Genomic DNA, 24,846 nt, shown 5'->3' on the forward strand with positions numbered 1-24,846 from the left:
CTAGGGTGCGGCGGCGTTAAACCTGAGGCAAACGCCTGAGACGAATTGCGCAGTCGGCATATTAGCATTACGGTGCGTTCACGTTATGCTTCCGTACATTCGTCCGGTACGGGTTACCGGGCTTCGCCGGCAGGCTTGATCGAAGCGACCGTCGAGCCCTCCAGCAAACGGCTGATCAGCCGGACTTGCTCGTAAGGGGCATGCGGATTGGCGATGCGCCACAGCATCCGGTCGGCCGCGCGGTGGCCGCATTCTTTGATCAAGAAGGCAGGGCGTGTCACGTCGGACGGCAGCGGCGAAGCGGCCAGGCTGATCAGCGAGCAATCGGTCGGAATGTGCTGCTGCAGCGTGCCATAGGCATAATACAGCCAGGACAAGTCGAGATCGCTTGCGCAAATCAGGGCGGTGGGCAGCATCCGCTTACGTTTGTCCAGAAACATGGCGGTAAGCTCTTCGGCGCGAACGGTTCCGAACAACAGATGGTCGTCCGGAGAGACGGCGAGTCCTGCCTGATCCATCGCGTCGACGAACGCCTGCCATCGAAGCTTGTAGCCCCGCGTTTGTTTAATGTTGCCAATGTACATGATGCGTTTGTGCCCGTTCGCCAGCAGATGATTGACCGCCAGCACGGTAGTGTCGTATACGTCCCATACGATGCTGTCGATAGGGGCGCCGGGCGGCGGGAAGTTGAGCAGAATGCGCGGCATAGGGAGCTCTAGAAGTTTTTGCTCGGCAAAAAGGGGCGTATTCGGCGTCATAAAGATGCCGTCCGCATACGAGACCTCATGCTGCTCCATCCAAGCGGCGAACTGCTGATCCGTCTGCACGTTATCCGGCATAAACAGCATTGTCGCGGTATGACCGATTTCCGCCAGTCTTTCTTGAAGTCCCTGAAGCAGCAGATGATGAATATAGGACTGCTTGAGCTGCTCCGTCGGCACGACAAAAAGAAACCGGTACGGCTTGCCGGCATAAAGCGGCACGCCTTCGAGCGATGCGGCCTGCTTCTGCTCTTTGGTAAAGTATCCGCGTTTGGCTGCATGCTCGCGAACGGCCCGGCGCGTTTCCTCGGACATCCCCGGAAGTCCTCTGAGCGCTTTGGATACGGTATGAGCCGTTAATCCAAGCTCTTCCGCCAGATCGTCCAGCTTGATCGATTTTTTTCGCGGCATTGCGATCTCCTCGTCTTTACATGGTGATTTTTACAGCCTTCGTTTATCCTTGGCATACTTAAAGTGAAATTAAGAAAAGCAAAAACGAATGTAAAACGTAACTAGAAAGGTTGCGTAACTTGATTATAGAATGATGGAAAAACGAATGTCAATGCAAAGGACGTTATGCAGCATGAAGGCAATTCGTTATGCGTCGAAAGAAAGTAAAACGAAACTTACCGTAACTAACCACTAACCGAAAGCGAAAGGGATGAAGGGCAGATGAAACGGGAACGGCATAGCGATGTAGTTATTATCGGCGGAGGCACAGGAGGGTGCGCGGCAGCGCTGGCTGCGGCAAGAATGGGCAAAACGGTTATCATGACCGAAGAAACGGATTGGATCGGCGGCCAGCTCACCAGCCAAGCGGTACCGCCCGACGAGCACAAATGGATCGAGCAGTTCGGCTGTACGCGTACCTACCGTCAATTTCGCGACGGCGTGCGCGATTACTACCGCCGGAATATGCCTCTTACACCGGAGGCTCGCGCAAACCGGAATCTAAACCCCGGCAACGGGAACGTCAGCCGGATATGCCATGAGCCGCGTACTGCGCTGGCGGTATTGCAGGAGATGCTGGCGCCGTACGTTCATAACGGCAGCCTTGTCGTTTTGACGAACTGCGTGCCTACAGCTGCCGAAACGGAAGGCGACCGCGTTCGCTCCGTTACGGTGCGCCATACGGATATCGGCGGCGAAACGGTATTGACGGCGCCTTACTTCCTGGACGCTACGGAATGCGGCGACTTGCTTCCTTTAACGGGCACGGAATATGTAACGGGGTCGGAATCTCAGCGGGAGACGGGCGAGCCGCATGCGCTTGCGGGCGATGCCGATCCGATGGATATGCAGGCGATCACGCATTGCTTCGCAATGGATTATATTGAAGGAGAAGACCACACCATCGAGAAGCCGCGGGACTACGAGTTCTGGCGCAGTTATCAAGCGGACTTCTGGCCGGGCAAGCAGCTCGGTATGCTCGTTCCGCACTTTATTTCGCTGGAACCGACGCTATACTCGATCATGCCGCAGGACGGCATGACCGATTTTTGGCGGTATCGTCGCATCATAGACAAATCGAACTTCGCTCCGGGCACTTACGCCAGCGATATTACGCTTGTCAACTGGATCATGCACGATTACTGGCTCGGGCCGGTTATCGACGTCAGCGAAGAAGAGCGGCAGCGCCATCTCGAAGGGGCGAGACAGCTTAGTCTTTCGTTCTTCTACTGGATGCAGACGGAAGCGCCGCGTCCGGACGGCAAGCTCGGTTACCCCGGATTACGGCTTCGCAAGGACGTGGTCGGGACGGAGGACGGACTGGCGAAGGCCGTCTACATCCGAGAGTCGCGCCGGATCCGCGCCGAATTTACCGTGCTCGAGCAGCATATTGCCGCTCCTTGCCGCGGCGATCAAGGCGCCATGCCGTTCCATGATACGATCGGCATCGGCTGCTACCGGATGGACCTGCACCCGAGCACCGGGCAGCGCACGTATATCGACAGCTCCACCTATCCGTTCCAAATCCCGCTCGGCAGCCTAATTCCGGTGCGGATGAACAATCTTTTGCCGGCTTGCAAAAATATCGGGACGACGCATTTGACGAACGGCTGTTACAGGCTTCATCCGGTGGAGTGGAACATCGGGGAAGCGGCCGGTTACCTGGCTGCATATTGTCTGCTGAATCATGTCGAGCCGCGGCAGGTACGCAACGACGCAGCTTTGCTCGCCGATTTTCAGCGGCTGCTTACGACGCAGGGCGTCGAGCTGCACTGGCCGATCATGCATGCCGTATAAATACCTGCCTGGCATAAAGCAAGGATAAACGCCTATCAGCGGTTTAGTTGCTTCCGCGATATCTTTCTGAATAAAGTAAAAAACCTTCCGGAGCCTCCGGAAGGTTTTTTCGCAAAATATAAGCATATGTACAGGTTTTCTCTATACGTACTTATATTTCAGCTTTCGATTACTCTGATTTTTCCGTGGTCAGTTGGTTGTAAATATCGTCCCACATGACCCGGCGTGCCGAAACATAACGCTCCTTGTAATACTTTTCGGACAGTTTCGACTTCGTGACGCCTTCATCCGATGCGGAGTGAGCGAACACGCCGTCTCCGAGATAGACGCCAACATGGGAAATTCCTTTGCCGCTAGTATTGAAGAACACCAGATCTCCTGCGCGGAGATCGCTCTTGTCGACCCAATAGCCCTCGGTGTTTTGCGATCTTGAGGTGCGTGTCAGCTCGATGCCGAGTTTGTCGAACAGAAATTTGGTGAAGCCGGAGCAGTCAAACCCTTTTTCCGACATTCCTCCATCCCTGTAAGGGGTTCCGATCAATTCATCGACGGCTGCGTTCAACGGGGTTTCCGCAGAAACGCTGCTTGCCATAAAGCTTAAAAACATTACGATACTTACGAAAAAAACGACGGCCTTCTTCAAAAACGAAACTCCTTCCGTGCCTACGAGGTTAGCTGAGGGTTCGGTTGAAGGATCCCTATGGTCCCTTGCTTTCGAGACCAATTCACCCGTTTGTGGTTCCCCCGTTTCCCGATAAGGGAATTCGGCATCATTCCTTTTTTTTCTTGCCGAGGTAATAGATTCGTCGTTTTAGGGGAAAATCCTGCCGGTTTCTTAAAAATTCTTTAAGAATTTCTCGAGTTTTTAAAGATAACGGGGACTTTTGTCGAATGGCAAGATGAAATTGCGGGATGAGCGGGACGGCGTGAACGGGGGAGTGAGGAGAAGCGGATGGCGAGAAGAATACGGTTAGGGTGAAGCACGGGTTAGTGGGGGAGAGGCGGTTGGCGGAAGAGTGAGGTTATCGAGAAGAGCGGAGCAGTGGAAACGGCGGCTTAGCAGGAAGAGTGGGTCAGCGGCGAATAACGGAGTTAGCGGAAGAACCGAACCTGAATGATCGGAAGTGCGTGATGAACAAGAAGAATTCGGGCAATAAGCAACAAAAAAACACCGCTTAAGCGGTGCTTGAAAAGTCATTCGGCTATAGCGGTAATAAGCGTCGATTTTTCAATCCTTGTCGAGCGCGTACCGGCTTCGCAGGGACTATACGCTTGTCAGCCGGCGTGGAACCGATAAGCTGCGATACTAGTAGCGGCCGACAGCCGCGTTTCACGGCTCGCTTTTCTCCACATACAGGCGATGCTGGGATGTAATTCCCCATAGATCGAACATGGTTTGCATGAAGCGGTAGCATTGATAGAAGATGAGTGCCCAGAGACCCGCCCACATAAGCGATGCGAAGACGACGATACCCGAGACGAGTATGGCGGTAAGAAACACGATGAGGGCTACGCCCAGCATCGTCAGGAAGGCGCGGAACAAAATGCCGATCGATGCGCCCATCGGCCGTTCCTCGGCCCGGCCTAACTGGATATAAACGAACACGAGATGGAGCAAGGCGCCGTATAGGAGCGCGCCGATCAAATAAGGCAGTAGCTCCATGCCCATCGCCTGATAGCTGATGCTTTTAGCCAGCACGCTCTTGATCCTCGGCAGAAGCAGCGGTAACGGGGCGAGAGTCAGCGCCATTCGCAGCGCGTAGTAACCGATAAACGGCAAAGCGAGCTTCTTGATGCCTTTGAAAAAACGGTAGCCTGCATTTTCCTCGGGACGGGCGATCGAATAGTAAACGGCGGCGTTCAGCAGCGGCGAGAGCGCCATGCGGGCAAGCAGCAGGACGAGCAGCAGCCAGAGGTAATTGTCCGCGACGTTCGTTTTGAGCAGCTGGAACTGTCCTTCCGCATAAAACAACTGGACCTGCGTTTCCGAGATCGACTGGCCCGGGTAGCGGTGCAGGAGCGGCAGCACGATGGAGCGGGAGAGGGAATAAAGCGCAAAACCCCAGGCAAACCGGTATACAAACATCGTCAGCAGGACGAAAGGCTGCCTCCAGGCCGACGTCCAGCCTTCCTTCACGTATCGAATCATCCGACCCACCTCACCAGGCGACCCATCCGAACAAGGTCTCCAATATTTTATCGATGCCGATGTTCCAGCGCGCATTCCATTTCGGATCGACTTCCGCTTTCATAAAGTTGTTCATATGTTTGTTTTCGAGTATAAGATTGCGGTCGGGATCGATCATCACCCAGTCGACAGGTGCGCTGTGACTAAGCTTATACAGCGTTTCCGTACCGTCGCTGTTCCAGGTTTTGTCCAGCTTCGTGCCGTCGCTGAAATGGAAGCGGATCGGAACGGCATCGTGCTGCGCGCCGCGCTTGCGGATGAGCACTTCGCTCTCGTAGACGGTTTGACCTTGCTGCTCGGTTTTGCGCATGCGGATGCTTTCTACGGCATAATCGATCATCATCCCGCCGTAGACGTATTGATTGAAGAAGTCGTCCCATTTGCGTTTGGTGACGTCCTCGACGGTCTTCTGGAAATCCTGCGTCGACGGATGCTTGAATTTCCAGCGGCTGAAGTACGTGCGCATGATTTTGTTCATCGTGGCCGTACCCACTTCCTTCTCGAGTGCGCTCAGGACGAGCTTCGAGCGGGTGTACACATTTTCCGCGTATTGGCCGTGAGAGCCGTAATCCCAAGCGTTTTTCTTCAGCGGAGCAGGGGCGGTCATGTAGCTGCCTTCCAGAGGGAGGTTCGACCGGACGCCGTACTCTTTCTCCATCAGCTTATCTTCGGCATAGGAGGTGAAGCCTTCGTCGAGCCAGGCTTCCTCAAACTCATTGGAGGCGACCATGCCGTAGAAAAACTGATGGCCGATCTCATGAACGACTACGCGTTCGAGCTCCAGGCTCGGTTTTTCGTCGGAAGCGCTCCATGCGGTGACCAGGTTCGGATATTCCATCCCGCCCGCGCCGTCCCCGCCTTCCGGAGGCACGACGATGGAGAGCGTCGAATACGGATACGTTCCGTACCATTCGCTGTAGCGGGAGAGCGCTTTTTTGGCGGCCAGCATATACCGGTTTTTGTACGGCTCGTGCTTCGGATCGAGATACAGCTTGATTCTCACGCCCGGCAGGTCGGGAGTCGAAAACGGCTCCTCGAAATATTTGAAATTCGGCGAGGCCGCCCAAGCGAAATCGTGCACGTCGTCCGCGTAGAACGAGTACGTTTTATAACCTTTGTCCTCGGCAGCCGGCTTGGTCGGAAACCCGGTAGCAGCAACCACATAGGAAGAGGGCACTTTAATTTTGACGTCGAAAATGCCGAAATCCGCATAAAACTCCGAATTGCCGTGGTACTGATGGAGGTTCCAGCCTTCCTCTTCGCGTCCGCGCATACCTGCAGGCTCATAAACGGCAACCTTCGGAAACCACTGGCCGATCATATAAAAGTCGTTGTCGGCGTAGCCCATTCGCGCATATACATAAGGAAGCTTGACGGCATACTTCATCGTCAGCGTCACCTTTTGCCCCGGACCGACGGTTTGCGGGAGCTCCAGCTTCATCAGCGTGCGGTCGCTCGCATTGCCGTCGTCCGGCTGGACGTAGCTGATGCGCGGCAGCAAATCCATGCCCTGCTGATTGACGATCGATTGAATGCTCATGGAGCCGTTCGTGTCGCCCTTCATTTCGGTGTCGCGCAGCTTGCCGCCCGATTCTCGGTTGAAGGTCGTTTTTTTGGACTCGAAGGCATTCGGGTACAGGTGAAAATAAAGCTCGCTTACCGGTTTTTTCCCCGGGTTCTCCCAGGTGACGGTTTGCGCGCCGAGCAGCGTTTTGGAATCCGGCTGCAGAACCGCCGACATGTGATATTCCACGATGCGGTTGCTGAGCGGCGTTTCCGTCGTTTTCTCCGGGGTTTTCGGCGGCTCCAGCGGAATGGCGTTATTCCCGTCCGGCTCGTTCAGGGATGAGACGGCTATGGTTTGTCCCGTCTGTTTCGGAAACAGCAGGGCGTGCAAGGTGATCGTCAGGCCGCAAACGAGCAGAACGGCGACGATCCACAAGACGGATCGGCTTGCAGGAATTGGTTTCATACGATTATTCACCCCGTTGACAAGCATCTACAGCATGTATATGTTTGCATTGGGACAAATATTAGCTAAAATAGAGAAAAAAGTGGACAACGCTCTTTGAAGCGCCACACAACAACATAATAGGCGGTGGGAACGATGGAGGAACAAGGAAAAGGGAAAAAGCTTCCCGCTTTAAATATCGTCAGCACCAAAGTGAACCATAAAGGATTCGGCGCGGGCTCGATCGATCTTAGCAACGTATCCGGGATCATCATCGATGCCGGCGAAGCGTATGTCGACGACGGGACGCTTCATGCCAAAAGCAAGATCGAGAAGGGCATTAAGTTTTCGCCGAATAAAGAAGACGTGCCGAACGGGCGCAAATGCTGGATCGTTTGGGTAGCCGTCGACCGGACCGAGGAAGGCGCTTATTATGCGGGACTGGCGGCTTGCGAAATGCTGATCGATACGGAGGCGCGCCGGGGCTGGAAAATTCTTGCCGACCACGTCAACCGGATGGACAAAGCGATGAAGCGCCATATTCTTGTCGAAGGGCTGGACGATGCCGAGAAAGCTGCGCTCAAGAAAGCGCTGGAAGGGCATAATGCCGATTGGTGGGCGCGTTCGGAAGCGGCGCAGCAAGCTTTATAGTTTCTTCTGCACCAAAAAGAAGCCGTCAACATCACTTTAACAGTGGCGTTGGCGGCTTCTTCGTTGTATGGGACAGCGTTTGCGCTCATGTCCGTTTCTATTCGGATTGCTTGAAAACCTCGATTTTACGAATCCGGTTCGGCTCCCGTTCTTTCACGACAAACAGGAGATTGTCATACTCGAACTTCTGATCGACCTTGATTTCCGGCGCTTTGCTGTACAGCCATCCGCCGATCGTATCCATATCGTCGCTTTCCAGGTCGGCATTGAGCAAATCGTTCACTTCGCTGAGCGAAGCCAGTCCGTCCACGATCAGACGATCGTCGAGCTGCTCGATTTCCTTCCGTTCGTTCGTATCGAATTCATCGCGGATTTCCCCGACGATTTCCTCCAGAATGTCCTCGATCGTAATCAGACCGGCGGTTCCGCCGTATTCGTCGACGAGTATCGCGATATGGACCTGCGCTTGCTGGAGCTGCTTGAGCAGCATTTTGACCGGCGTCACGTCCGGCACCATAATGGCCGGCTGCAGGATCGTCTTAAGATCGAAGTCCGCATTATTATCGTACCGCAGGAAAAACTGCTTCGTATTAATGAAGCCGACGACATTATCCTTGCTTTCGCTCACGACAGGAAAACGGGTGTACTGCTCTTGCTTGATAATCGCCAAGTTTTCCTCCAGCGTGTTTTCGGTGTATAAGCAGACCATGTCCGTCCGCGGAATCATAATTTCCCGGGCGAGCAGCTCGTCGAAAGTAAAAATCCGGCTGACATACCCGTATTCGGTCGTATTGATTTTGCCGCTCTCCAAGCTTTCCGATAAAATGATCCGGATTTCTTCCTCCGAGTGCGCTTCTTCGCTTTCTTTGGCCGGCTTAAGTCCGAATGCGCGGATCAGGGCGTTTGCAGAGCCGTTAAGAACCCAGATGAACGGGTACATGATTTTATAGAAAGCCATGATCGGTTTTGCCGTCAAAAAGCTGATTGCCTCCGCCTTCTGAATCGCCAGCGTCTTCGGAGCCAATTCGCCGAGCACCACATGAAGATAAGTAATACTAATGAAGGCGATCAGGAAAGACAACAAGCTGCCGATATCATCGCTTAATCCCAAAGCCGAGAACAGCGGATGAAGAATTTTTTCGACGGTAGGCTCTCCAAGCCAGCCTAAGCCGAGTGCGGTGATCGTAATACCAAGCTGACAGGCGGACAAGTAACCGTCCAAATTGCTCGTTACCTTCTGTACGGCGATCGCGTTTTTGCGCCCTTCCATAACTAGCTGATCGACACGGCTGGAGCGAAGTCTGATGATAGCAAATTCGGTAGCGACGAAAAATGCGGTTAAAAAGATCAATACAGCGACGAGCACTAAATTTAAGGCCATAACAACCTTCCCTCTGTTTGATTTGAGTAGTTTATATGATTAGTTCATATGAACTTATTATAAGACCGTAAATAAGGAAACCGCAATGTCCGATTCGGGCCGAATATTCCATCATTTGCGCATTTGGCGCCGTTTCGGAAACTTCAGAGGGTCGTAGCTTCGTTGATTGTTCGATTTCTTGGCGAACGCGGACGTCATGGCCGGCGCCGGCCTCGCAAGCGTTTGACCTCGCGGATTTCAGTAAGAGATAAACGTTCCATTGATCCTTTTCTTATCTTGGCAAATGCGGACGACCGTATTCATCTTTGACAACAAGCCTGCTTCGGTTTTATGATAAGTTCATAAGAACTTGTAAGTATTGCGAGGTGGCAGAGTTGGAGACCTTTATATTGACCAGACGGGAAGCGGCTGCTTTATTGCTGGCTCTGCAGGGCAAGCACGATAGAGCGCCTTTGGCCGTACTGCAGGAGGCCTGGATACGAACCCATAAAGGAGATATGGCCAAAGGCGGTTCGCTGGTAGCCTTCTTGTCGACCGCGCTTCCGCCGGTATTCGAGAAAATGATCAAGCAGCAGCGCGTGGACGGATTTTCCTTGTCGGAAATCGTCTCGCTCGGCAATCAAATCGAGTACACGAACTTTTCGGTTACATCGGTGCAAAATTGGGTGAAGCGGGATTTCAAGGAATTCCTCGGATCGCCAAAGGCCGGTAAAAAATATTCGATCGAACAAGCGGCTATGCTGTTCATCATAGAGGATCTCAAATCGAATCTCGATTTCGAATCGATCCGCAAAATGTTTCATATCATTTTCCGCAGTCCGGACGACGAAACCGACGATTTGATGCTTCCCGTGCAGCTGTTCTGGACGTATTCCGCTTTATTCGAAGAGCTGGACGAGAACAATGACCAGCTGCTCGACGTGAGCGGCCATGACAAGGGCAGTCTGCGCAATCACGATATTCTTATGGAGCAGATGATCCGGCAAAAGACGGATTTTTACGTAGAAGCCTTGACGGCGCTTCCTTCCGAACAGAAAGAGGCGCTGCGCAATATGCTCGTCATCGCGCTTGTCAGCGTGCAAACGTCGTTTTTCAACTCGCTTGCCCGCCGGTATTTGAACGCCACGCTGTTCCTTCATACTTTGCGCTAATTTGCGGAAACGAAACGAACCCCGACAGACGGATACCGTCATGACCGGGGTTCGGGTTATGAAAGGAAAGCATAAGCGATACGAGCTTAACTTCCTGCGCTTATTAATGAAGCTATAGGGAAGGGCCGATCCCTCCGGGCTGTTGAACCCTCGACGCTTCCTTGGAAGCTTTGGTTTGAAACAGCGGAATCGACAGCAGGCTAGCCAGGGAGATGGCAATCAAGGCGTAGAACAGGCCGCCTTTTAATTCTTCGAGCGAAAGGATCGTAATCAGCATAATGCAGCGCGTCAGGCAAATGAAGCATTCCCGCCATACGAGGAACGTCGCTTGGCGTCCTTGGGAATAATGCCGGATGCAGCGGAACTGCTGGGCGTTCCATACCGTACCGAAGAAAAACATGCCGAGCGTCGTGAGCAGGTTGGAAACGATGAGCACAGGCTTCAGCGGGAACATGACCATCAGAAACCCGGCCGATAACAGCGCTACGCCAAGCCATAAATAACTGTTCTCGCTCCATTTGATCCGTTTGTACATAAGCAGTCCCAGAAGCGCGGATATCGTATAAAGCGCGTTGAGCAGCGCGATCAAGAGCTTGCTTTGCGTAACCGAAAAGGTGAACAGCAGAGCGAACAGGTTTTGAAACTGCAGGAAAACGCCCGCCGCCAAAATAGCCATTGCCAGCCATTTGGAGCTTGGATCGGCGAAAACCCGTTTCACGCTCATCTGCGCCCAGAAGCTTCCTTCCGCTATGCTTGCTGCCGGTACGGAAATACGCGGCATGAAATAGGAAAAAACGAGCATAACCGTGAGGAAGGCAAACATCATGGTGAACGACCCGCCGTAGCCGAACCATCCGATGACTTGGGCGGATACGACAGGCACGAGCATGGACAGCCCTTGCGAAATGATGCTTGCCGTCGCGAAATAAACCGCTACGTCGTTGCCCTTGCCGAAAAAGGCGATGCTTAAATTTTGGGCCGATGCGAAAAAGCCCCACATGAACCCGACGGGCACCCCGATCAGCGCAATCCATATCAAACGGTTGTCCAATGTCAAATAGGTGAGCAGAAGGAATGCCAGCGTTCCGCAGCCTGCGGACAACGCAAGCAAAAGCCGCACCGAATACCGCCAGAGCAAATTCGCCCCGAGCGTATAAGATACTCCCCAGCCGGTGAACAAAATCAAATTGTACCAAGATACTTCGAAAATGCTTTTATTCGCTTCCCATATGTACAAATTAACGAAAATGCCGATGTAAATAAAAATAATCGCCGAAACGAAATTCATAATCAACATTTTGCGAAGTTCTGGGGACAAGGAGTTCACCCGTTTCGTCGTTGTTGGGTTGACAGGTCGACATCATTATAACACACTAATTGTTGGCCGTATGCCGGTATCTTTCTGCTGTCTTTTATATAGAAAACATGATAAATCGCATATAAGCCTTAATAATCCTGCTAAGCAAAGAAAGACCCTCGCGTATGGTGCGAGGAGCCTTTCCGCAGGAAGAAGGAGGTATCCCCGATAAGGGTTTTCTTAAAGTCTCAGAAAGTATATCCTCCGCTGATTGTTCGACTTCCCGGTAAACGCGCCTGTCCCTAGCTTATGCTTACGAAGCCGCTTTCTTCGAAAGCGTTTATCCTTGCCGGTAATAGCCTCCTTTGCCGCCGCAGCCGTAAGGCGTGCACGGACCGCCCGGATACGGTCCGGGGCCGGGGAATCCGCCGGGACCGGCTCCGTACGGGCCGTAGCCCGGATAGGGGCCGCAGCCTCCGAATCCGCAACCGCCGCCGCCCCAAGCGCCTAACGTGCCGATCGCGAGCAAATTGAAAAGAACGAGAGGGATGATCGGGCCGAATCTGGCTTTATCGGCGCCGATTGTTTCCAGATACAGCATGTTGCCATGCAGCCGGACGAGCCTGCCGTAAACGACCGATCCGTCGTTTTTGACGGCGTAAATGTCCTTTCCTATTAACGCCTTCAGGGTTTGTTCGTTTACCTGTTGTTGCATGTGGTCAACCCCTTTCACTGACAAATTATGCATACCGGGCGAATTGGCCGGGAAGAAAGACTATTGACGATACACCCATATTGTATGGGGATATCCGGCTATGGCGTGGACATTTGTACGGGGCGACGAAAATGTGCGTTTGTACCAAAATCGGCGTCCGAACGGCCTGATTCTTAATTGTGGCGATTCTGTGTCAGTGGTTGTGAACCGTTCTGGGGTCGATGTATACTAGGTGAAGTATATTTTAAGCAATATACTAGGACAGCAAAAAAGCAGACCCTGTGTCTGCTTTTTTGCGTTCTCCGGAAGCCGGACGGCATGTATGAATCTTAACATGTCAACCGCTCCAGAATGCGGCGTTTGCGGTACAGCATTTTGCCTGCCTCGGCTACATCCTGCAGCGTGCCTTTATTAAGGAAGGCGCCGAACAGCATGCCGGCGATCGGCACCATCTGGAAAAGCTTCTTCCAGCCGAAGTTGTCCCGGTATGTCGCCACGACCTCGCGCCAGCCTTGGAGCTGCGAGAATGCCTGATGCTGCTTTTGGTCACTGTCGAAAGTGGAAAGCTTCTCCAGAACCGCCCGTTTGCCGACGATGTCGGAGGATGCGAACTGCAGACATAACACGACGAACATCCGCTCCTTCTGGTCCTTCGGATCATAGCCGTAACAGAGGGCGATTTCTTGAAGCACCTTGAGCGACAAGCTAAGCAATGCCGGGATGTCGATCGCAAGCGTAAAGATGCCCCCGATACCGGTCGTAGCCCCTTGCACGGCGGCAAGCTTTGCGCGCGTTCCGGCAAAATCGTCGGCTTCGGCGTCCATGACGGCGATCGGCAGCCGTGCCGCTTCCGCGACGGTTTCGACGCGCTGCTTACCGCTTGCTTCGCTGCGGCGGCTTAGTCCTTGCAGGACGGAACGCTCCGAGATCAAATATTGCCCGCCTGTCTGTACATAGCTGCCGACCTCGTCGATCGCCTGCCCGATTTTATCCTGCAGAAATTTGGGGGTCAGTTTGTCAAGCAGCATAAACGGCAAGCGCCCGAGCTTCTCCCAAAACCATAAATCCTTCTGGCTCCGCTCCCATTGCTCCACCGCCTTCAGCTCGGCTAACAGAGCTTCCCGCGTTTCCGGCGAAGCCCCCTTCGTTGTTGATATCGCAGCCGGGTTTATGCCGTCCATTCGTTTTCCCCTTTCCGAAATTACGCTTATTTGTTTAATACGCAGAACAGAGGCGGAAGGATTCTTTTTTCTGCGAACGCAAGCAGCATCCTGAGAAGGCTGGCCTTCCCGGGATGCTGCAGGGCAAACGTTCGTATGAAATTCGTTTCCAAAAGCCTGTCTCCAAAAGCCTTTACGCCCGATGGCGATAAGATACTTATTGTAGGCAGCGCCATTACTCGTTCCACCAGCGCTTCAGATCGTCCCACCACGATTTTTTCTGCTTGCTGCCGTTCGGCTGCGGCGGCTGAACGCCGGTTTTGGACTCGGCGCAGTACTCGGTAGGCTCCGTGCCGCTCACGAACGTTTCCAAACGGGAGCTCGTACAGGCGTCGTTAGCCAGCTTTCCGGTAACGGTGTCGATGTACACGTTCGTCACGCCTTCGGGCATCGGAAACAGCTTAGGCGGAATCGCCTCCAGCGTCCTTTCCGTGAATTCCGCGAAAATCGGCGCCGCCTTATACTGTTCCAGCGTGCTGATATTGCGGTCGCGGTCATAGCCGACCCACACGGCCGTAGACAGCTCGGGCGTGAAGCCGACCATCCAGGCGTCGCTGTCGGTCGTCCCGGACTTGCCGGCCACGGGCCGCTTCATCACGTCGGATACGCGGAAGCCGGTGCCGCCTTCCTCGAATACGCTCTCCATCAAGCCGGTAAGCACATACGTATAGGCGGGGGCGGATACGCGCTGCTCGCTCGGCGATGTTTGGACGAGCACGCGGCCGCGCGAATCCTCAATGCGCAGAATAGCCGTCGGCTCGACGCGGATGCCTTGGTTGGCGATCGTGCCGAAAGCGGAAGCCATCTCGAACGGGCTGACGGGCGAAGTGCCGAGCGCAAGCGAAGGAACCGCTTCGAGCGGGCTTGTTATGCCCATTTTGCGTGCCAGCTCGATTACTTTCTCTGCCCCTACATCCATGAGCGTATGAACGGCATAGATGTTGTCCGATTTCGAAATGGCCGTCCGCATGTCGATGTCGCCGAAGTAGCGGTTGCTGAAATTGCTTGGCGTGTACGTTTTTCGGTTTTCGTCGTAAGGGAATGACGTCGGCTCGCTTTTGTAGCGGCTGATCGGCGTGAAGCCGTTCTGCAGCGCCGCTAAATACACGATCGCCTTAAAGGCGGAGCCGGGCTGCCGGCTGTTGGCAAAGACTCGGTTGAACTGGTTTTCGCCGTAATTTTTGCCGCCCACCATCGCTTTGATATAACCGTTCCGCGGGTCGATCGCGATAAGCGCCGCCTGCAGTCCGCTGGTTTTGTCGATTTGCTTGGCGATCGCTTCCTCGGCCGCCCTCTGGGCGTTCAAATCGAGCGTCGTAAAAATTTTGATCCCGCCGGAATCGAACGTTTTTTCGTCGATCTCGTATTTTTGCGTGACGAGCGTACGGATATATTCGCGAAAGTAGGGCGCCTCCGTCGGCTGCTCCGTCTTGCGCGGAATTATCGTAAGCTGTTCGGCGTACGCGGTGCCGGCTTCCGCCTCCGTAATATCGCCATAGTCGGCCATCTTGTCCAAAATGATTTTTTGCCGCTGCTTCGCGTTGTCCATATCCAAATACGGCGAGTAATATTTGGGGCCCTTCGGTACGCCGGCAAGCAGCGCGGCCTCCGCGAGATCCAAATCCTTCGCGTCTTTTCCGAAAAACATTTGGGCCGCCGCCTGCACGCCGTACGTGGAGTGGCCGAAATAGATCTGATTGACGTATTGCTCCAGTATTTGGTCCTTGCTTAGCTGCATTTCGAGCTGGACGGCATACATGAGCTCCTTGACCTTCCGGGACCAAGTACGGTCGTGGTTTAAGTACAGATTGCGCGCCAATTGCTGGGTGATCGTACTGGCTCCTTGCTCCTTGGACAGCGTCTTGAGATTGGTCGCCGCCGCGCGCGCCATTCCTTTCGGGTCAAAGCCCACATGTTCGTAGAAGCGGTGGTCCTCCACCGCGAGAATCGCCTTCAGGAAAGTCGGCGATACGTCTTTGAGCGGGACGACCTGGCGGTTTTCCCCGCCGTTCATCGCCCCGATCAGCTTGCCTTGCGCATCATAGATTTGCGACGTCTGGCTGACGCTTACTGCGGGAAGCGCCTGCGAGCGGAGGTACAGCAGCCCGAGCAGCATGCCGAATCCGCCTATGACGATGCAGGAAAAGAGAAAAGAAAATACCGATTTCCATCTGCTGCGCGGACGGCGGGCTCCGCTTCCTCCGCTTCGCGTCCCGTTCGCGGCTCCCCTTGAGCCGCTGCGGGTCGTACCGTTATCGGCACGGGGTTCGTCCTTGGCCATGGGCTGCCTCCTTTCTGCTGCAAGTTTGCTTTGCAGGGCATTTCTTCCCGGCGGCGCGGCCAAACGCTTGAAGTACGCTGCCAAGGTCGCGTCGTTTCGGGTTGTTCTTACCAGTATGGAAACGGAGCGGCGCGGCTATACCGCCGTTTGGCCGAAAGTAGTAAATATTTTGTGAAGGGAGGCGCCGATATTGCTTTTTTGACGTGATTTACTATAATAGAGGATGTTTAAAAAGCCCCCCAAGGATAAACGGCTTCGCCGTCCTAAACGCTTTCGAAGAAACGGCTTCGTAAGCATAAGCTAAGGACTGGCGCGTTTACCTGTGAAATATCAGGTTTAAGTAGTTGTGAAACATATCAATTCTGATATTTTAAAAAGCGGCGGTTTTTATTAGTATGAAACGGTGACGAAGACGATTGAAGGTACTGCAGCAGCAACGGTTCGATGGTTCGGACGGATTTCACCTGCGGATACAAAAATACATTTAGGAAGTTGAGGTGCTGACGATGGAATTGTGGTACACGGAGAAACAGACGGAAACGTTCGGAATTACGGCGAAAGTTCGCCAGACGCTGGTGACGGAAAAAACGGATTTCCAAGATCTCGCGATGATCGAAACGGAAGAGTTCGGGCGGATGCTCGTTCTGGATGGTATGGTTATGACGACGGTAAAGGACGAGTTCGTTTATCATGAAATGGTGGCTCACCCCGCACTGTTTACTCATCCCAATCCGGAGTACGTGCTAGTGGTGGGCGGCGGCGACGGCGGCGTTATCCGCGAAGTGCTGAAGCACCCTAAAGTGAAAAAAGCCGTGCTTGTCGAAATCGACGGCAAGGTTATCGAATACTCGAAGAAATTTTTGCCGGAAATTGCCGGAGAGCTCGACAATCCGCGTGTTGAAGTGATCGTAAACGACGGTTACATGCACATCCACGACCATAAAAATACGTACGACGTCATCATGGTGGACTCGACCGAGCCAGTCGGACCTGCCGTGGAATTGTTCAGCAAAGGGTTCTATCAAGGGATTTACGAATCGCTCAAGGATGACGGCATTTTTGTAGCGCAAACGGACAACCCGTGGTTCAAAGCGGATCTGATTCAAACCGTCAACCGGGACGTGAAGGAAATTTTCCCGATCGTACGCGTATACGTAGCGAATATTCCGACTTACCCAAGCGGCCTGTGGACGTTCACGCTCGGCAGCAAAACGCATGATCCGCTTCTGGTGGATGAAGCGTCCATTCCGGAAATCGATACGAAGTATTACACGCCGGAGCTGCATAAAGCGGCGTTCGCGCTTCCGCGTTTCGTCCGGAATTTGGTCAAGTAGGCTTTGCATCCGGCACCATATGCTTTCTCAAAAAAAGCGCCCGTACTGCTTGTCAAAGCAGCGCCGGGCGCTTTTCTTTAAATAAAAGCGTATATGGCTTAGTTAGGTCGGCAACGCCGTGTTGTCCTTGATTAATCAGAAAGTATATCGTGGAAGCGGCTCTAAATCTTGGTAAACTCCATCGTCAACGACCCGGTAGGCGTTTATCCTTGCATTCGCGGCTTCCGTTTATCGATGGATGCGGCGAAACGCGCTCGGCGTCACGCCTTCCTCGCGCTTGAACAGCTTGATGAAATAGCTGGCGTGTTCGTAGCCGACCCGCTGCGCAACTTCTTTGACGTCCATCGTCATCTCGTCCAGCAGCAATTCCTTCGCTTTGCTCAGCCGAAACTTATTGATGTATTCGAACGGACGCATGCCGAGCGTTTGCTGAAATAAATGGCATGTATACTGCGGCGACAGATTTAGCCGGGAAGCGATCATCTCCAGGGATATCGGCTGTCGAAAATTGGAGTCGATATAACCGAATACCGGCGAAAGCTGCTCGTAATGCTGGCGTTTGGACCGGACCTCGGAAGGCGAAGCGTATGTGTGCAGGTCGAGCAGGATCTGATACATGACACCGGAGCATTCGAATCCGGTCAGCGACGTTTGCGCGTCGAGAAGCGAGAAGACGGCGTGCATTTTTTTGAGCAGCGTATCGGGATGCGACACGTAAAGCGTCTGCGACTGCGTAAAATGTAGCGATGCAAGAAGCTCCTCGGCCATGCTCCCGTTGAACGATACCCACATGACCTCCCAAGGCTCTTTGGTTCCGTAATACTCATGACGCTCATGCGGAAACAGCAGCATGCCCTGGCCTTTGGCTATGCCGGCGGACATGCGTTCGGTATGGAGGGTGCCTTCGCCGCCAAGCGTCTGAATCCATTGATAATCCGGAAAGCCCGTTTCCCGGACCATCCGCTCTTGATTGTTCCAGCCGCCTACGCTGGTAACGTACAGCGGAAGCTTGCGCTCCGCTTCCGTTAACAGCGGGAAGGTGTTTCGGTTCATATGTCACTCCCTGTCTCGCCTCAAGCTTATGCTTACGAAGTCGGTTTCTTCGAAAGCGTTTAGGAGGGCGAGGCCGTATCTTTGAAATGTCAGAAAGCATACCTTCGTTGATTGTTCCATTTCCCGATAAACGTCATTCGCTCCAAACAGAAGGCGAAGCCGTTTATCCTTGCTTGCATTATTATATCATGCCCGGCGGCGAGGCAAGCACAGTTTTAACGCGGAAGCGGATTGAAATAGGCCGTTCCTTCCGCTAAACTAGTAACCAAATCAGGGGGGCTCCCAAGGGGTCTCGGCAGAGAGGAATTGCATACGGAACGATGACGGACAAACGGACGGTAGAGCTGCATATCGTAAGCGAGACCGGAGGCGAACGGATCGAACGGCGGGTGAAGGCCGATCTTTACGATAAAGCGGGAGACGTATATTTGCGGTATAACGAAGAGGAGAGCCAGCTGGGGCGGACGGTCACCACCGTCAAAATCGGGGATAAGCAGCTTCGGATCATACGGCATGGAGATACCCGATCGGAGCAAACGTTTATCCCCTCGCAAAGACTCCGCGGTTATTACGAGACGGCGCAAGGCGCGATGGAGCTGTATACGGAGACGAAGCAATTGAGAATAAAGCTGCAGGAGCAGCCGGCCAGCGTAACGTGGAGGTACGACTTATATGTAAGCGGCGACTATGCCGGACGCTACAAGCTTACGATGACAATGTTCGACGTTTGATGCGGATTTCGACAAGGCCGAAAATCCGATTATAGCCGCAGCGCCTGTAACGGCAGGATAAAAAATACCCTTAAGAAATCGAAAACCGACCGGGGAGTTTATCTTCGGTCGGTTTATAATGCGGACTTTACGCTTCGGTAAGCATTGAGCTCGCCGGTTTCGGAGGATACTAGCCGTTTGGAGGCGATTCGCGATGCATTCCGCCGTAAAATGGATTTTATTTTACGCGGCGTCAGCTTCCGGTTCGCGGATAGAAGCAGGGCGACCACGCCGGAGACATGCGAGGTTGCCATGGAGGTGCCGCTTAGCTCCTGATATTCGCCGCGCAGCCACGTGGATACGATCTTTTCGCCGGGCGCGTAGATGTCGATATACTTGCTCTTGTTGCTGAACGAAGCGATTTGCCCCTTCTTGTTGGTGGCGCCTACGGACAGCGTATGCGGGAATCGGGCGGGATAATCGATCCGCGAGGTACGGCCGTCGTTGCCGGAGGACGCCACGATGATCATGCCGGAGTAATAGGCGGTGCGGACGGCGTCCTCGAGCGCCCGGCTGTGATGCTTCATGCCGAAGCTCATATTCACGACGTCGATCCGGTTTCGCAAACACCAATAAATGCCGTATATAATGTCGGAAACGTAAGCCGTTCCGTTCTCGTCGAAGGCTTTGACCGGGTGGATGGATGCTTGCGGAGCGACGCCTGCAATGCCGGTTTGGCGGGCAGACGCGGCGATCGTTCCGGCGATATGGGTGCCGTGGCCGTTGTCGTCCACGGGCAAGGCATGGCGGTGAATAAGATTGATCCCGTTCTCTATGGCGTGCTGGAGATCGGGATGGTTGTAATCGATACCCGTGTCGATGACGGCGACGCGGACCCGGTCCCCCGTTGTCCGGTTCCACGTCAGTGGAGCTTTGATATGGCTGACGCCCCATGGAATATACGGGTGGTCGCCCGACAGCTTGATCGTGGACGATCGTCTGAATTCCGGCAAACCGTGAACGACGGCCGTTTTGCAATCTTCTTCTACGGACAGGACGGACGGAAAGGAAGCGAGTTGGCCGGCACACGAAAGGGGACAAGCAAAGGCATGAATCATCGGAAGCGGTTGTACGTATGCTAAGCGGGGAAGCGCGGGAATAAGCGTATCGCGCAACCGCAGCCACCGGTTGAAATCATCGCGGGAATTGAACCGGATGATGGCTCTGCGGTCGGAATCGTTCGGGACCTGGATTTCCTCATGAAGCGAGTGGAACAGGCAGGCGTCTCTCACAGGAATTTCCCCTTTGCCGCAATGATTTCAGTTATGGAGTTATCATATGTACAGGTCGGCGAACTGGATTGAGATTGTAGCCTGCTTGAAAATAATTAGACGCAGGGCCGTGTCAACGGACTATTTCCCACATACGATGGTTTGAGGGTTGAATTCGGAACTCTTGCTACTGGGACGAGGTGGTGAGTGGCCGATCACCATCAACAAAAAGGGTACAGTCACGAAGCGGAGGCGATTATGGCCTTCGCTTATTTTTGTCCGTCTTTCGGCACACCCTTGTCCCGTGCGCGAGAGCCAGTTGCATTTTTGTATAAAATAGGGTTTACTTAAGGATGAACTAGCGAAAGCTGAGAGAAACGATAACGGTTGCGGCCGGCATACGATGAGTATTCCGGACGCCGCCTGCAGTGAATATTGGAAGGGACGTGAACCGATTGAGTAGCGAATACACGCTCAAAATTCCCACGGCGCAAGCGAAGGAACTGCCGATGGTCGACCTTGCGTTCGAGGTGCTGAAGGCTGCCAACACGCCATTTTACTATCGAGACCTTATGATGGAAATCGCGAAGATCAAAGAATTTTCCGACGATCAAGTGATGCAGGTCATCGCGCAGCTGTATACGGAAATCAACGTGGATGGACGCTTTGCTTGCGTAGGCAGCAACCTGTGGGGGTTGAAACGGTGGTACCCTGTCGACAATAAATCGGATGAGATGGGCAGCGCCAAGCGTCCGCGCATCATCAACGACGAAGACGACGATCTCGATGAAGAGGACTACGCCGAAGAAGAAGAAACCTATGCAGGCGACGAAGAAGATTTCGACGCTTTCGATACGGAACGCGACGATGTCGCCGAAGAAGAGGAAGAAGACGACATGTTCGGCGAGGAAGAGATCGAGGAAGAAGAAGGCGAAGAGATCGACGAGGAAATCGACAAGCTCGAAGATGAGGAAGAGGAAGAAGAAGACTTCGAGGACGATGAAGCCGACGACGACGAGGAAGATAAGTAAGGCCGGCAGCCGCCGATTTCCGCCATCCGGAAATACCGGTTTTCGTGACTTGACAGCGTAACCCGTACAGAGTAAACTATTGCATGGGCTAAACGTGCAACGGTTCATAATAGCGATAACGTTGAAAGTGCCCCGTGACTAACGGGTGTCACTTTTTTCTATTTTTTCGGGGGGTACCATAATGACCAAGTACATCTTTGTGACAGGCGGTGTCGTTTCCTCGCTCGGCAAGGGGATAACGGCGGCATCGCTTGGACGGCTGCTTAAAAACAGGGGACTTAAGGTGACGATTCAGAAGTTCGATCCTTATATCAACGTCGACCCGGGGACCATGAGTCCTTATCAGCACGGCGAAGTGTTCGTAACCGACGACGGGGCGGAGACCGATCTCGACCTCGGCCATTACGAGCGGTTTATCGACATTAATTTGACGAAAAACAGCAACGTCACGACCGGTAAAATTTACTCTTCCGTTATTACGAAAGAACGCCGCGGCGAATACTTGGGCGGAACGGTGCAGGTTATTCCGCACATTACGAACGAGATCAAGGATCGCGTGTTCCGCGCGGGCCGCGAAGCGCAATCCGACGTTGTGATTACCGAGATCGGCGGAACGGTCGGCGATATCGAGAGCTTGCCTTTCCTGGAAGCCATCCGCCAGATCAAAAGCGATATCGGCCGCGACAACGTCATGTATATTCACGTTACGCTTATTCCCTATATTAAAGCGGCGGGCGAGGTCAAAACGAAGCCGACCCAGCACAGCGTTAAGGAACTGCGCAGCATCGGCATTCAGCCGAACGTCATCGTTTGCCGTTCGGAGCATCCGCTGTCCGAAGATCTCAAACGCAAAATGGCGCTTTTCTGCGATATCGATCCGAACGCCGTCGTCGAATGTCTCGATGCCGAGACGTTGTATGACGTACCGCTCGCGCTGCGCGAGCAAGGGCTTGACGATATCGTCGTCAACCATTTGAAGCTGAACACCAACCCTCCGGATATGAGCGGCTGGGAAAGCATGGTTCAGCGTATCAAGCAGCTGCAGCATAAGACCGAAATTGCCATCGTGGGCAAATATGTGGCGCTTCACGACGCTTATTTGAGCATCGTCGAGGCCTTGTCGCATGCGGGCTTTGCAAGCAACACCGAGGTGAACATCCGTTGGGTGAACGCCGAGGACATTTATGAGAACAACGTGGATGAAATGCTTGGCGGCGTACACGGCATTCTCGTACCCGGAGGCTTCGGCGACCGGGGGATCGAAGGCAAAATCATGGCGATTCGTTATGCGCGCGAACGGAAAATTCCGTTCTTCGGCATTTGTCTCGGCATGCAAGTCGCGGTCATTGAATATGCGCGCAACGTAGTCGGGCTGGAGAGCGCCAACAGCTCCGAGATCAACCCGACGACGCCGTATCCGGTTATCGATTTGCTCCCCGAGCAGAAGGATATCGAGGATTTGGGCGGAACCATGCGTTTGGGCTTGTACCCTTGCAAAATCGCCGAGGGCTCGCTCGCTATGCAATGCTACGAGGATGAGCTCGTTTACGAGCGTCATCGCCACCGCTATGAATTTAACAATGAATACCGCGAAGCGATTGAAGCGGCCGGTTTGAAAATTACCGGTACGTCTCCGGACGGCCGTCTCGTCGAAATGATCGAAATGCCTGAGCATCCATGGTTCCTGGCCGTTCAATTCCATCCGGAATTTACGTCCCGTCCGAACCGTCCGCAGCCGCTTTTCCGCGAATTCGTGAAAGCTGCGCTGCATCAACAGCTATAGATGTATATTTTTACGTTCCGGGTTTGCGGCATGGCGCTGCGATTCGGAACGTTTTTTTTTTTTTTTGGGTCATTGTTCACTTTTTTGTAAAACTCTTCAATTTCTTTTGCAGACGAGAAGGATTCTCGATTTTTATAGCGAAACTATATACACAATGTGGATTGGGCGTCATGTCAGCCATTCCGTTCGAGGAGGGTATACCTTTTGGTAAAGGAAAAAATACTGATCGTTGATGACCAGAATGGCATCCGGGTACTACTGATGGAAGTATTCGGGTCCGAAGGCTACCGAACTTTTCAAGCATCCAACGGAAAACTCGCACTCGAAATCGTAAAGACGGAAGCTCCTGATTTGGTTCTGCTCGATATGAAAATACCGGGCATGGACGGACTAGACATCTTGAAGCACATCAAGAAAATCAATCCTGCGATTAAAGTCATTATGATGACCGCATACGGCGAACTCGACATGATTCGGGAAGCTACCGAACTGGGAGCGCTGATGCATTTTACGAAGCCTTTCGATATAGACGAAATGCGGATTGCGGTGAACAACCAACTGAGCAGTCCGGCATCTCCTGGCTACGCCGTCTGATCCTTGCAAAAGGATCATTTTTATGTCCATCGGAACGTGTATCGGGGAAGGCGCCTTAGGCGGCGGGAAGCTTGGTTATCATTTGACGGGACATGTGTTATAATACATCAGACGAAAATAAAGCGCGTATGCATTTCTGTAATTTCGAAACGAATGAAAACCGAAACTACAGCTGCGAAGGTGAAGCGGGTGTTCGCTCTCTGGCGATCACGGGAAGTCTAACCTGTCGTTGGCTTACGCATAACCTTAAGGAGGAACGTACTATGCCACTCGTTTCGATGAATGAATTTTTGCCTAAGGCGAAAGCCAACAAATTTGCAGTCGGTCAATTTAACATGAACAACCTGGAATTCGCCCAAGCGATTGCCCAGGCAGCTAAGGAATTGAATTCCCCGTTCATTTTCGGCGTCAGCGAAGGCGCACTGAAGTATATGGGGATTGAGTATACGGTAGCGATTGCGGAAGCGGCTGCGAAGCAAAGCGGCTTGCCGGTTGCTCTTCATCTGGACCACGGCAGCACGTTTGAAGTCGCTATGAAATGTATTCGCGCCGGCTTCAGCTCGGTAATGTTCGACGGCTCCCACCATTCCTATGAAGACAACATCCGTTTGACTAAAGAAGTGGTGAAAGCGGCGCGCGCGATGGGCGTATCCGTCGAAGGCGAGCTCGGAACGATCGGCGGCGTAGAGGACGACATCAGCGTTGACGAAGCTGACGCTAACTTGGCGAAGCCGGAAGAAGCGATTCGTTTCTATGAAGAGACAGGCGTCGATTGCTTGGCGATCGCAGTAGGTACGGCGCACGGCATGTATGCAGGCGAGCCGAACATCCGCTTCGATATCATCGAGAAGGTGGCAAGCGCGATTCCGGTACCGGTTGTTCTGCACGGCGGTTCGGGCGTACCGGATGAAATGATCCGCAAGTCGATCCTTGCAGGCGTAGGCAAAATCAACGTGAACACGGAAAATCAAGTGGCCTGCACGGAAGCTATCCGCGAAGCGCTTGCTAAAGACGCGAAAGTGTACGATCCCCGCAAATACCTCACACCTGCCCGTCAAGCTATGGTCGAGGTCGTTAAATCCAAAATCCAACTGTTCGGAAGCGCGAACCAAGCGTAAATTCAAGGATGGATTAAGAACTTCAAAGGGAAGGCATTGCCGCTGCGATGCTCTTCCTTTGATTGTTTTCATGCTTTGGCGATTTTTAAAATATAATGATTGATAGACG

Annotated in this window: 20 protein-coding genes and 1 riboswitch; of the genes, 9 read left to right on the top strand and 11 right to left on the bottom strand. The window is 53.3% G+C overall.

The window, feature by feature from the left end:
* Nucleotides 1-113 precede the first annotated feature (113 nt).
* Nucleotides 114-1,172, bottom strand: coding sequence for a LacI family DNA-binding transcriptional regulator (locus tag DQG23_RS34760; protein ID WP_113035643.1), 1,059 nt, complete (start codon nucleotides 1,170-1,172; stop codon nucleotides 114-116).
* Between the two features lie 261 nt (nucleotides 1,173-1,433).
* On the opposite strand from DQG23_RS34760, the gene DQG23_RS34765 reads away from it, so the two are divergent.
* Entirely contained in the window at nucleotides 1,434-3,008 is a 1,575-nt protein-coding gene (locus DQG23_RS34765) for an FAD-dependent oxidoreductase (protein WP_113035644.1), read from the top strand.
* A gap of 169 nt (nucleotides 3,009-3,177) precedes the next feature.
* On the opposite strand, the gene DQG23_RS34770 is transcribed toward DQG23_RS34765, so the two are convergent.
* From DQG23_RS34770 to DQG23_RS34780, 3 genes are all read right to left on the bottom strand, one after another.
* Nucleotides 3,178-3,651 carry a C40 family peptidase gene (locus DQG23_RS34770; protein WP_113035645.1) on the bottom strand — a complete coding sequence of 158 codons (474 nt, stop codon included), beginning with the start codon at nucleotides 3,649-3,651 and terminating at the stop codon, nucleotides 3,178-3,180.
* A 3-nt stretch (nucleotides 3,652-3,654) separates the two neighbouring features.
* Nucleotides 3,655-3,788: riboswitch (cyclic di-AMP (ydaO/yuaA leader) on the bottom strand.
* A 550-nt stretch (nucleotides 3,789-4,338) separates the two neighbouring features.
* A complete protein-coding gene (locus DQG23_RS34775) occupies nucleotides 4,339-5,157 on the bottom strand; it encodes a hypothetical protein (protein WP_113035646.1) in 819 nt (272 codons plus the stop codon).
* Between the two features lie 10 nt (nucleotides 5,158-5,167).
* Nucleotides 5,168-7,168 (bottom strand): M1 family metallopeptidase, encoded by a 2,001-nt coding sequence (locus DQG23_RS34780; RefSeq protein WP_192894672.1) that lies wholly within the window; start codon nucleotides 7,166-7,168, stop codon nucleotides 5,168-5,170.
* A gap of 135 nt (nucleotides 7,169-7,303) precedes the next feature.
* Between DQG23_RS34780 and DQG23_RS34785 the strand changes: the two genes are divergently transcribed.
* On the top strand, nucleotides 7,304-7,798 hold the full coding sequence (locus DQG23_RS34785; RefSeq protein WP_113035648.1) for a YwhD family protein: 495 nt from the start codon (nucleotides 7,304-7,306) through the stop codon (nucleotides 7,796-7,798).
* Nucleotides 7,799-7,895: 97 nt separating this feature from the next.
* On the opposite strand, the gene DQG23_RS34790 is transcribed toward DQG23_RS34785, so the two are convergent.
* Nucleotides 7,896-9,179: a hemolysin family protein gene (locus tag DQG23_RS34790; RefSeq protein WP_113035649.1), complete on the bottom strand. Its 1,284-nt coding sequence runs from the start codon at nucleotides 9,177-9,179 to the stop codon at nucleotides 7,896-7,898.
* 374 nt (nucleotides 9,180-9,553) lie between these two features.
* Here DQG23_RS34790 and DQG23_RS34795 point away from each other — a divergent pair, with 374 nt between their 5' ends.
* Nucleotides 9,554-10,330, top strand: a complete 777-nt coding sequence (locus DQG23_RS34795) for a DUF1836 domain-containing protein (protein WP_113035650.1) — start codon at nucleotides 9,554-9,556, stop codon at nucleotides 10,328-10,330.
* 112 nt (nucleotides 10,331-10,442) lie between these two features.
* On the opposite strand, the gene DQG23_RS34800 is transcribed toward DQG23_RS34795, so the two are convergent.
* The 4 genes from DQG23_RS34800 to DQG23_RS34820 form a co-directional block, all read right to left on the bottom strand.
* Complete coding sequence (locus DQG23_RS34800) at nucleotides 10,443-11,648, bottom strand: MFS transporter (protein ID WP_146762443.1); 1,206 nt, start codon at nucleotides 11,646-11,648, stop codon at nucleotides 10,443-10,445.
* A gap of 319 nt (nucleotides 11,649-11,967) precedes the next feature.
* Nucleotides 11,968-12,342, bottom strand: coding sequence for a hypothetical protein (locus tag DQG23_RS34805; protein WP_113035652.1), 375 nt, complete (start codon nucleotides 12,340-12,342; stop codon nucleotides 11,968-11,970).
* A 329-nt stretch (nucleotides 12,343-12,671) separates the two neighbouring features.
* The gene (locus DQG23_RS34810; protein WP_113035653.1) at nucleotides 12,672-13,523 is read right to left on the bottom strand and encodes an EcsC family protein; all 852 of its coding nucleotides are present in this window, start codon (nucleotides 13,521-13,523) and stop codon (nucleotides 12,672-12,674) included.
* 214 nt (nucleotides 13,524-13,737) lie between these two features.
* On the bottom strand, nucleotides 13,738-15,843 hold the full coding sequence (locus tag DQG23_RS34820) for a transglycosylase domain-containing protein (RefSeq protein ID WP_113035655.1): 2,106 nt from the start codon (nucleotides 15,841-15,843) through the stop codon (nucleotides 13,738-13,740).
* 506 nt (nucleotides 15,844-16,349) lie between these two features.
* Here DQG23_RS34820 and speE point away from each other — a divergent pair.
* Entirely contained in the window at nucleotides 16,350-17,177 is an 828-nt protein-coding gene (speE, locus tag DQG23_RS34825) for a polyamine aminopropyltransferase (RefSeq protein WP_113035675.1), read from the top strand.
* Between the two features lie 228 nt (nucleotides 17,178-17,405).
* Here speE and DQG23_RS34830 read toward each other — a convergent pair whose 3' ends face one another.
* A complete protein-coding gene (locus DQG23_RS34830; RefSeq protein WP_113035656.1) occupies nucleotides 17,406-18,230 on the bottom strand; it encodes an AraC family transcriptional regulator in 825 nt (274 codons plus the stop codon).
* A gap of 320 nt (nucleotides 18,231-18,550) precedes the next feature.
* On the opposite strand from DQG23_RS34830, the gene DQG23_RS34835 reads away from it, so the two are divergent.
* A complete protein-coding gene (locus DQG23_RS34835; protein ID WP_113035657.1) occupies nucleotides 18,551-18,961 on the top strand; it encodes a YwiB family protein in 411 nt (136 codons plus the stop codon).
* A gap of 113 nt (nucleotides 18,962-19,074) precedes the next feature.
* On the opposite strand, the gene DQG23_RS34840 is transcribed toward DQG23_RS34835, so the two are convergent.
* On the bottom strand, nucleotides 19,075-20,232 hold the full coding sequence (locus DQG23_RS34840; protein ID WP_113035658.1) for a S8 family peptidase: 1,158 nt from the start codon (nucleotides 20,230-20,232) through the stop codon (nucleotides 19,075-19,077).
* 434 nt (nucleotides 20,233-20,666) lie between these two features.
* On the opposite strand from DQG23_RS34840, the gene rpoE reads away from it, so the two are divergent.
* From rpoE to fba, 4 genes are all read left to right on the top strand, one after another.
* Nucleotides 20,667-21,242, top strand: coding sequence for a DNA-directed RNA polymerase subunit delta (rpoE, locus tag DQG23_RS34845; RefSeq protein ID WP_113035659.1), 576 nt, complete (start codon nucleotides 20,667-20,669; stop codon nucleotides 21,240-21,242).
* 181 nt (nucleotides 21,243-21,423) lie between these two features.
* Nucleotides 21,424-23,025 (top strand): CTP synthase, encoded by a 1,602-nt coding sequence (locus DQG23_RS34850; RefSeq protein WP_113035660.1) that lies wholly within the window; start codon nucleotides 21,424-21,426, stop codon nucleotides 23,023-23,025.
* A gap of 204 nt (nucleotides 23,026-23,229) precedes the next feature.
* Entirely contained in the window at nucleotides 23,230-23,619 is a 390-nt protein-coding gene (locus tag DQG23_RS34855; protein WP_113035661.1) for a response regulator, read from the top strand.
* A gap of 263 nt (nucleotides 23,620-23,882) precedes the next feature.
* Nucleotides 23,883-24,737, top strand: a complete 855-nt coding sequence (gene fba, locus DQG23_RS34860; RefSeq protein WP_113035662.1) for a class II fructose-1,6-bisphosphate aldolase — start codon at nucleotides 23,883-23,885, stop codon at nucleotides 24,735-24,737.
* Nucleotides 24,738-24,846 lie beyond the last annotated feature (109 nt).

It is taken from the genome of Paenibacillus contaminans (assembly GCF_003285015.1).
In the GTDB taxonomy this organism is placed as follows: Bacteria; Bacillota; Bacilli; order Paenibacillales; family NBRC-103111; genus Paenibacillus_V; species Paenibacillus_V contaminans.